This window comes from Enterobacter sp. HMSC16D10 (assembly GCF_001807145.1).
Lineage (GTDB): Bacteria > Pseudomonadota > Gammaproteobacteria > Enterobacterales > Enterobacteriaceae > Enterobacter > Enterobacter roggenkampii.
On the sequence record NZ_KV787869.1, the window covers coordinates 1 to 7386 of the forward strand.

Annotated in this window: 9 protein-coding genes and 1 pseudogene; 4 read left to right on the top strand and 6 right to left on the bottom strand. The window is 45.6% G+C overall.

Going from position 1 to position 7386, the window contains the following annotated elements; all coding sequences use genetic code 11:
- Nucleotides 1-207: pseudogene (locus HMPREF3143_RS10680) on the bottom strand (ShlB/FhaC/HecB family hemolysin secretion/activation protein); the annotation flags it as partial.
- Between the two features lie 625 nt (nucleotides 208-832).
- Here HMPREF3143_RS10680 and HMPREF3143_RS10685 point away from each other — a divergent pair.
- Nucleotides 833-2038 (top strand): tyrosine-type recombinase/integrase, encoded by a 1206-nt coding sequence (locus HMPREF3143_RS10685; protein WP_023294888.1) that lies wholly within the window; start codon nucleotides 833-835, stop codon nucleotides 2036-2038.
- Between the two features lie 136 nt (nucleotides 2039-2174).
- The gene (fabV, locus tag HMPREF3143_RS10690) at nucleotides 2175-3371 is read left to right on the top strand and encodes an enoyl-ACP reductase FabV (protein WP_023294887.1); all 1197 of its coding nucleotides are present in this window, start codon (nucleotides 2175-2177) and stop codon (nucleotides 3369-3371) included.
- 92 nt (nucleotides 3372-3463) lie between these two features.
- Here the strand turns inward: fabV and HMPREF3143_RS10695 are convergent, their stop codons facing one another.
- A complete protein-coding gene (locus HMPREF3143_RS10695; RefSeq protein ID WP_023294886.1) occupies nucleotides 3464-3931 on the bottom strand; it encodes a hypothetical protein in 468 nt (155 codons plus the stop codon).
- Between the two features lie 54 nt (nucleotides 3932-3985).
- Nucleotides 3986-4114, bottom strand: a complete 129-nt coding sequence (locus tag HMPREF3143_RS26415) for a hypothetical protein (RefSeq protein WP_023294885.1) — start codon at nucleotides 4112-4114, stop codon at nucleotides 3986-3988.
- Between the two features lie 300 nt (nucleotides 4115-4414).
- On the opposite strand from HMPREF3143_RS26415, the gene HMPREF3143_RS10700 reads away from it, so the two are divergent.
- The gene (locus HMPREF3143_RS10700) at nucleotides 4415-4828 is read left to right on the top strand and encodes a GNAT family N-acetyltransferase (protein WP_023294884.1); all 414 of its coding nucleotides are present in this window, start codon (nucleotides 4415-4417) and stop codon (nucleotides 4826-4828) included.
- Nucleotides 4828-5181, top strand: a complete 354-nt coding sequence (locus HMPREF3143_RS10705; RefSeq protein WP_023294883.1) for an NIPSNAP family protein — start codon at nucleotides 4828-4830, stop codon at nucleotides 5179-5181. The genes HMPREF3143_RS10700 and HMPREF3143_RS10705 overlap by 1 nt, the downstream gene beginning before the upstream one ends.
- A gap of 347 nt (nucleotides 5182-5528) precedes the next feature.
- On the opposite strand, the gene HMPREF3143_RS26275 is transcribed toward HMPREF3143_RS10705, so the two are convergent.
- The 3 genes from HMPREF3143_RS26275 to HMPREF3143_RS25930 are packed head-to-tail and all read right to left on the bottom strand — an operon-like array spanning nucleotide 5529 to nucleotide 7286.
- Complete coding sequence (locus HMPREF3143_RS26275; protein ID WP_023294881.1) at nucleotides 5529-6989, bottom strand: DEAD/DEAH box helicase family protein; 1461 nt, start codon at nucleotides 6987-6989, stop codon at nucleotides 5529-5531.
- On the bottom strand, nucleotides 6955-7113 hold the full coding sequence (locus tag HMPREF3143_RS26080; protein WP_023294880.1) for a hypothetical protein: 159 nt from the start codon (nucleotides 7111-7113) through the stop codon (nucleotides 6955-6957). Before HMPREF3143_RS26080 ends, HMPREF3143_RS26275 begins: the two co-directional genes overlap by 35 nt.
- Complete coding sequence (locus tag HMPREF3143_RS25930; RefSeq protein ID WP_032635622.1) at nucleotides 7110-7286, bottom strand: hypothetical protein; 177 nt, start codon at nucleotides 7284-7286, stop codon at nucleotides 7110-7112. The genes HMPREF3143_RS26080 and HMPREF3143_RS25930 overlap by 4 nt, the downstream gene beginning before the upstream one ends.
- Nucleotides 7287-7386 lie beyond the last annotated feature (100 nt).

Here is a 7386-nt window from a genome sequence, read left to right on the forward strand (position 1 = left end):
GCGGCCCTGCCACGGCGCGACAAGGGTCTGCCGGGTTTTCGGGGAGATTAAGGTCGCACCGGAAAGGGTAATGGTATGAATGGTGAAACAGGGTCCGGCGCCGGTAACCGGCAGCGGTCTGGCGGGCGCGGGGCGAGGAATACTCCGCTCCAGCTCCTCACGCTGTTGCTGGTTCTTTAATAACAGTTCCTCCTGCTGCTGACGCACTGTGTCCCGGTCAGCAGGAGTAAGGGGGGCTGCATGGCTCAGAGAGCAAAAAAATAACGAGCAAAAAAAGACGGCTTTGCTGTAATAGCGCATATTAAAGGATAATATTTTTTGTTTTCCTCAGTATGCCAGCTCTGGCGCAATAGGGAATAGTCTCAAAAAGAGGGCTACTATAATTGGTAGTTATATTTGCGTTAAGTTTAAAAAAACCGTTATGACGAAGAGCGTCATATCGGAATTTTTTATTATTGCCTGATTGTTTCTTCTTTCAAAAAATTTTAACCACCCCTTCCAATAGTTAGATATAAACATCAGCTAGCAGCGCAGATTAAATTATCCGTTGCATTCATCGTGCTGCAAATTCTGATGAAACCTGATAACTCAGTGCTGAATATGGAGGCATGCGTGATAACTTCGTTGAAGCGATCAAACAACAGCATGACGATACCTGGATGGAAAAGGATGGGCTGGTTAAAAAATAGACAGAGGAGGATCACATCAAGAAATTCTGGAGCGGGCGAAGGGAATCGAACAAAAATCCATTCCACTTCTGTAACCTACTAACAGATAACGATATTGCGATCAGCATAGGTAACTGATTACGTGATAATAGAGGATCATTATCGTGTCAATCAAGGGCCAGGCTTACCTATACAAACGAAAAGACGGAATCTGGATGTTTCAGATCTTCGTCCCGAAGTACCTCAGATTTTTATATCCGTGCCGGATGTGGCGCAAAACCACCTCAACCCGCGATCTCAATGAGGCTCGACGGTTCAGAAACTACCTCTTATTAGAATGGGAAGAGCTTAAGCGGAAGTACAATCCGAGCAACCCCGATCAGTGGTTGCAGCAGTCAATAGCCGCCTTGCATACCGAAGAGAAGAAGAACAAGAGCCGCCCTCAACCTGTAACGCGATCCTGTTCGATTCCCACTCTGTGCCTATTACGGGACGAATACGCCGAAAGCTATAAAAACCGCCGCTCTTATTCAACGTTAAGCAAATCAGCGCGAGCCGTTGAACTATTCCTTGAAAGTGCCAAACAACCGGACATTGCCTTAGAAAGGATAGGCCGCCGCCTGGTGACTGAGTTCCTCGATACACAAAAGGAGAAAGGAGCCGCCGATCAATCTCGTCAAAACTGGCTAACGTGTTTAGGGAGCCTCTACGAGTTTGCAAAGCGCCGCTACGATGGCATACCAGACCGCAACCCTTTTCACGGTCATAACCTCGAAGCACGCCGCACGATAGAGAGTTATCAGCCGTTTGAACCTGACCAGATGCAAAAGTTACTTGATGCAGCAGAGCCGGAGATCAGGAACATCATAATCATGGGGCTGTTTTCAGGATGCCGCCTTGATGAACTGGCAAGCCTAAAGAAGTCAGAGATCAAAACGGTGGAATGTGTACGCTGTTTCTACATTTCGAAATCAAAGACTAAGGCGGGGGTACGGTACGTCCCTATTCATTCCCGGCTATCTGCGATTGTCGATGAATACCTGAACCACAGTTACGGCGAATACCTGTTCCCACAAGCTAACAAGATTAACAGGAAGGATGGTAAGAAAGGGCCGTACTACTCTCAAAACTTCACCAGGTTGCGTGACAAGGTTTTGCCTACCGCTACAGATCGTCAATGCTTCCACAGCTTGCGCGGGATGTTCATCACATGCTTAGACCGTGCCGGGGTGCAGGAAACAAGAATAGGCAGTATCACCGGACACACTGAACAGAAAGCGAAAACCGAAGCATTCCGTACCTATTCACAGGGGGCGAGCATGGAAGAGTTAGCAGGGTATGTCGAATTGGTGGACTACCCTGAAATCTAATTATAGTAACGTTTCAACAAGACCATTATCCTTCCCAGAGTTAGTTAATGAATGTGTATTATTCATTACAACTTTTCATAAAAAAGTTATCATTATTGTATGTTAAAGAAGTTTTGCAAAATGGATTAAAATCAACATGATAATTAAACCCAAGATTCGTGGTTTCATCTGCACAACTACACATCCGGTTGGTTGCCAGGTCAACGTAAACAAACAAATCGAGTACGTCCGCAAAAACGGAAAACTCACTGATGGTCCTGCACGTGTGCTGGTGATCGGTGCCTCAACTGGTTATGGGCTTGCATCCAGAATTTCTGCAGCATTTGGCGGTGGTGCTTCCACTATCGGTATCTTCTTTGAAAAACCGGGTACGGATACCAAGCCTGGCTCTGCGGGCTGGTATAATTCTGCGGCTTTTGATGAAGCAGCGAAACGTGAAGGTCTTTACTCGAAAAGCATCAACGGCGACGCGTTCTCCGATGAGTGCCGCGACGAAGTTATCAGCCTCATCAAAGAAGATCTGGGTCAGATTGATTTAGTGGTTTATTCGCTTGCATCTCCGGTAAGAAAGATGCCAAAAACAGGCGAAATTGTTCGCTCTGCGCTGAAGCCAATCGGTGAGGTTTATACCTCTAAAGCCATTGATACCAACAAAGATCAGATCATTACTGCCAGTATCGAACCGGCAACCGAAGAAGAAGTGCGTAACACTGTTACCGTGATGGGTGGCGAGGACTGGGAACTGTGGATTGATGCGCTTAATAACGCTGGCGTTCTGGCTGATGGTGTGAAGACCGTTGCTTACTCCTACATCGGCACGGATTTGACCTGGCCTATTTACTGGCACGGTGCGCTCGGTAAGGCGAAGGAAGACCTGGATCGGGCGGCAAACGCGTTACGCAACAAGCTGGCTCCTCTCAACGGTGCTGCAAACGTCGCGGTGTTAAAGTCTGTTGTCACCCAAGCGTCTTCAGCTATTCCAGTCATGCCGCTTTATATTTCTATCGTGTTCAAGCTCATGAAAGATCGTGGGATCCACGAAGGCTGCATCGAGCAAATTAATCGTCTGATGACTACCAGCCTATATGGGGGTAGTGCCAAACTTGATGACGAGCAGCGAATCCGCATGGACGATCTGGAACTTCGGGAAGACGTTCAGCAAGCATGTCGAGATCTGTGGCCGACGATCACCAATGAAAATCTGGAGCAGCTAACAGACTACATTGCTTATAAAGAAGAGTTCCTGAAGTTGTTTGGTTTCGGATTTGAAGAGGTTAACTACGAAGCCGATACCGATACAAACATAGATTTTGATGTGAAAACATTAATCTAAGAAAAGGGGGCGCAAGCCCCTTATTTCTTAAACTCTGTATATAATGTGTTGGTTTTCAGCGTTATCAAATCGGAGTTACTAAAAAATAATACTCATCTTGCTGTACGATTCTTAACAACGACTTCTTTAAGGATACGATTATTTATTTTCTCTTTCCACAACCTTTGTTTTTCACTAAGATTTCTTTTCTTCATCGTATCAACAAGGAAATCATACTCTTTATCGTATAAATACCCTTTATCATTTGCATACTCAATCAATGCCAAGTTTGGATTGGCATGAATATTTTTCTTAATCCTTTTCAACCCTTCAAACAAAGTTCCAGTTGAAATATTCAAAAACCTATTTATACAAACGTTACCGACATACGTGGTATTGCCATTTTTTTTATTTTCAATATAGCAATGCTCTTTGATATCTTGACCACAGGGACAGAAATCCATTTCTTCAGAAACTTCTATCGAATGTAGACTCCACTCTGTTTTGGCAACTTCGAAGTTTTTTGAAACAGATAACGACAAAATATGTTCTTTTAGCCTTTCAAAGTTATGGTTTTCCATCAAAAGATCTCCAGAAATAGAAAAAGCGCTACTAATGAGCGCTTTGAGATGTTTTTACTTTTTCCCTTTTTTAGGGGGGATTTTTACAGTTTCCGTAACAGTTGTCCCTGGACGTTTCTTAGCCTCTTCCGGCTTTACAAACTGACCAGTACCCGCATCACGAACTACCTTTTGTTTAGGCATGAAAACACCTCATCTTAAATGAAGGATAGAACTACTTAACCTTTTTAATAGTAGGTAATAAGCGAAGCGGCGTCAAAGAAAAAACAAAACATCTACACAACATTAAAAAACATCATACAACATATAGCAAAAAAAGTAATATCTACCGTCATCCCCCAGTTGATGACCGTCCCCCCACTCAGTCACAGCCCTCAAATATTTTCGGCAGTGACGAGGCGGTCTTTATAATAGACCGTGAAGATTGCATAGATGCGATTGTTAATGCTAAACAAAAGATCATTCATGGCACTGAGGCTGAATATGGAATCACGATACACTCTGGTTGATGCAGTGCCACCCGCAGAGGACTTTTGCCGCTTGCGCATCATATCCGGTTTAACCCCCCGCCCTCTTGAGGCCGCAAAACAAGCCCTCCCAAGAAGCTGTCATGGCGTATATATTGAATATTCTGATCTTATTGTCGACATGGGGCGGATTGTCGGAGATGGAGCGCTCAACTTCGAAATCGTAGATGTTGCAGTCGATCCAGAACATCAAGGTAAAGGGCTGGGCCGGAAAGTCATGGAGGCATTAATGTCCTGGCTCGGGCAACAAGCACCAGTTGGAGCATACATTACCTTGATCGCAGATGTTCCAGAGCTATATGAAAAATTCGGTTTTAAAACCGTCCGTCCTGAAAGCGAAGGGATGGCGCTCATTTGGGGATCGCATTAATGGAACGAATCATCGAAATATTGCAATACACATTACGCAAAGGCACCGGAGTCACTTTTCACAATATCATGCGGGAAATCAGCATTCCCCTACACCAGCGCCACGGGATCGAGGTTATTTCGTTCGGACACTCCATGCATAACCCGGATTGCTACTATTTGATACGCGCTTTTGATAGCCATGAGAACATGGTTGTTGTCCTTGATGCTTTTTATGCAAGCACTGACTGGCGCAGCGGCCCACGCGAAGACATCATCAGCTGTATAGAAAGCAGCCAAAAAACAGTGGTAAGCATGCCGTCTGGAAGTATGGAAGAGTTAGATAGGTATGTGGCGATGGTAAATGCCCAGTAAATTCGCTTCTGCTGCCGGACAAACTTTAAAACTCATCAAAACTACACCTTCACCGCTTACACAACATGATACTTTCCGCCATACCAGCGAAAAAGAATGGAGACAGTTGCAGCTAAGGCACGCGATAATCCGCGCTCAAGCGAAAAAACTAAACAGCGTGCAGCAACGGTGTTAGCTCAATCTACAAACTAAAAAAACGAGAAAAGGGGCATTAGCCCCTTTGCTGTATCAATCACCACATCAAACATCCCGAGATTCAGTTTTGCGTTCTGTTTTTCTACGTTTTTCAAAGGTGCGGATTGCATCCCAGATAAACAGGAACAGCAGATACCAGTAAAGCGCGATAATCATACGTAAGCGCCCTGGTTCCAGTAGGTTGCGACTGTCCTCACAGACACCGCCATCACTTCAGCAGCCTTTTTCTGAGTTAGCCCTTGCGCCTTGTATTCCAGCACCTTCAAGCGTGTTTCTTCCTGCTTGCCAGCTTTCTTGATCCCAAGGCATTCGATGGTTGAGCCAGGGAAGTAATGGGTTTTGAGGTATTCCGCTGCCGCCATGTCGGGAACGACAAAGACGAGAGGGTGATCGGTATCAGTGTTGCGAATGGATGTTCGGCTAAGAAACTGGTAGCACCGTTCAAGATACATTGCCTGGCGCTTCTTCTTCATCACCGTTTCAAAATCCCAACCGATACGTTTGCAATAGTCAGCCCATCTCTTACGATCTTTATCGCCCAGATTTGCACATCCGAGGAACACAGCACTGTGAACATCCTGGTAGCTGTTCATTCCGTAGCTGGACATCGAAACAGCTTCACCTCCCATGCGATCACCGAGCTCAGCGAGTCCAATAGTTTGGAAGTCACAGATGGGTTTATCGTTGTTAGTTGCGAAGATAAAATCCTTCCCAACAATCTGATTTATCTCTTTCAGATGACTGTTAAAAACATTAGCCAGCTCTGACTGCCCCGCTCTTTTGACATCTTCTGAGAGGACAACCACAATCTTGATAGGCACGTTCTTATGCTTGCGTCTCTCGGGTTCTGGCTGAAGGTGTTCCCCGGCTTCCTGTACTGCGATTTGAGCAACGTTCTCAGCCATCCATACAAACCCACTGCGATCTACACCAGCGCCAAGCACAGTGAAGCTCTTCGCCCACGTTGCGGCCTTCAGTATCGGGTTATAAGTGTATGCAAAGAAGCTGTATGAAGAATCACACTCGGTATGCATCACACCACCACCGTCGAGCGCCACGTAAAGCACTTTCTTCAGGCTGTCGCTGTTAGCGTGCTTCTCATGGTAATACTGGTACAGCTTGTCGTAGTGCTCATCACGCAAATAGAGCAACCCGTTTCGCTCTTCCAGCCATGCCAGGAATGGGAAGTTTTCTGCCGTTCTGTCCGCATGTCGGATCTTCGCTTCAGCCCCAAACCAACCATCAGGGATCTCGTCAATCATCACGTTGTGTTCTGCCAGTAGAGAGCGCATCTCAGGATTGAACGTAGCGAGGTGGCAGTAGTTGGTGAAACATTCGTGGGTGGTTATCACCACATTCGTTTGGAAGCTGTTCGCCAGAGTACTTTTCAGGTTGAGAGTCGCACCTTCAACGCAAATGTGATGATTTGGGATTCTCAAACGATTTAGTTCTTGCTTGAACTGCTCGGCTAAAGCGTGGGTTGGTACTACGATTAAGAACTTTTCTGGGACAGCTTCTCGATTGAAGTCGTAAATGTGTTCTTTCAAACGGTGGCTCTTTCCTGAGCCGCAAATCGCATTAACGAAGTTTACTACTGGTTTCTTTTCGGTCATTCGGTTCCTCTCGGTTTAGGACTGCTGTTATTAACTCACTCACCAGCGCGGCGGCTGATTTGTCTTCACGGTTGGCACGTTCAATCAGCGCCTTGTGGATGTCATCAGTGAATCGGATATTCATTTTGTTTTTTCCTTTCGGTATTCATCAAATCGAGCGAGTGCATCAGCAAACAGTTTTTCACGTTCCGCGTATTTGCGTTTTCTGGCTACGTTCATAGATGCATATATCACTTCACGAGTGACTTCGCCATTGACCAGTTCATTAAAAACCTGGTCACTACTAAAATATTTCAAAGCAATGTTCCTCCTGCTTAGCAACTCATCGGGAATGAGTATTGTGTATATTCCAGACATGACAAATGAATCGCCACGGATAATCTAGACACTTCCGAGC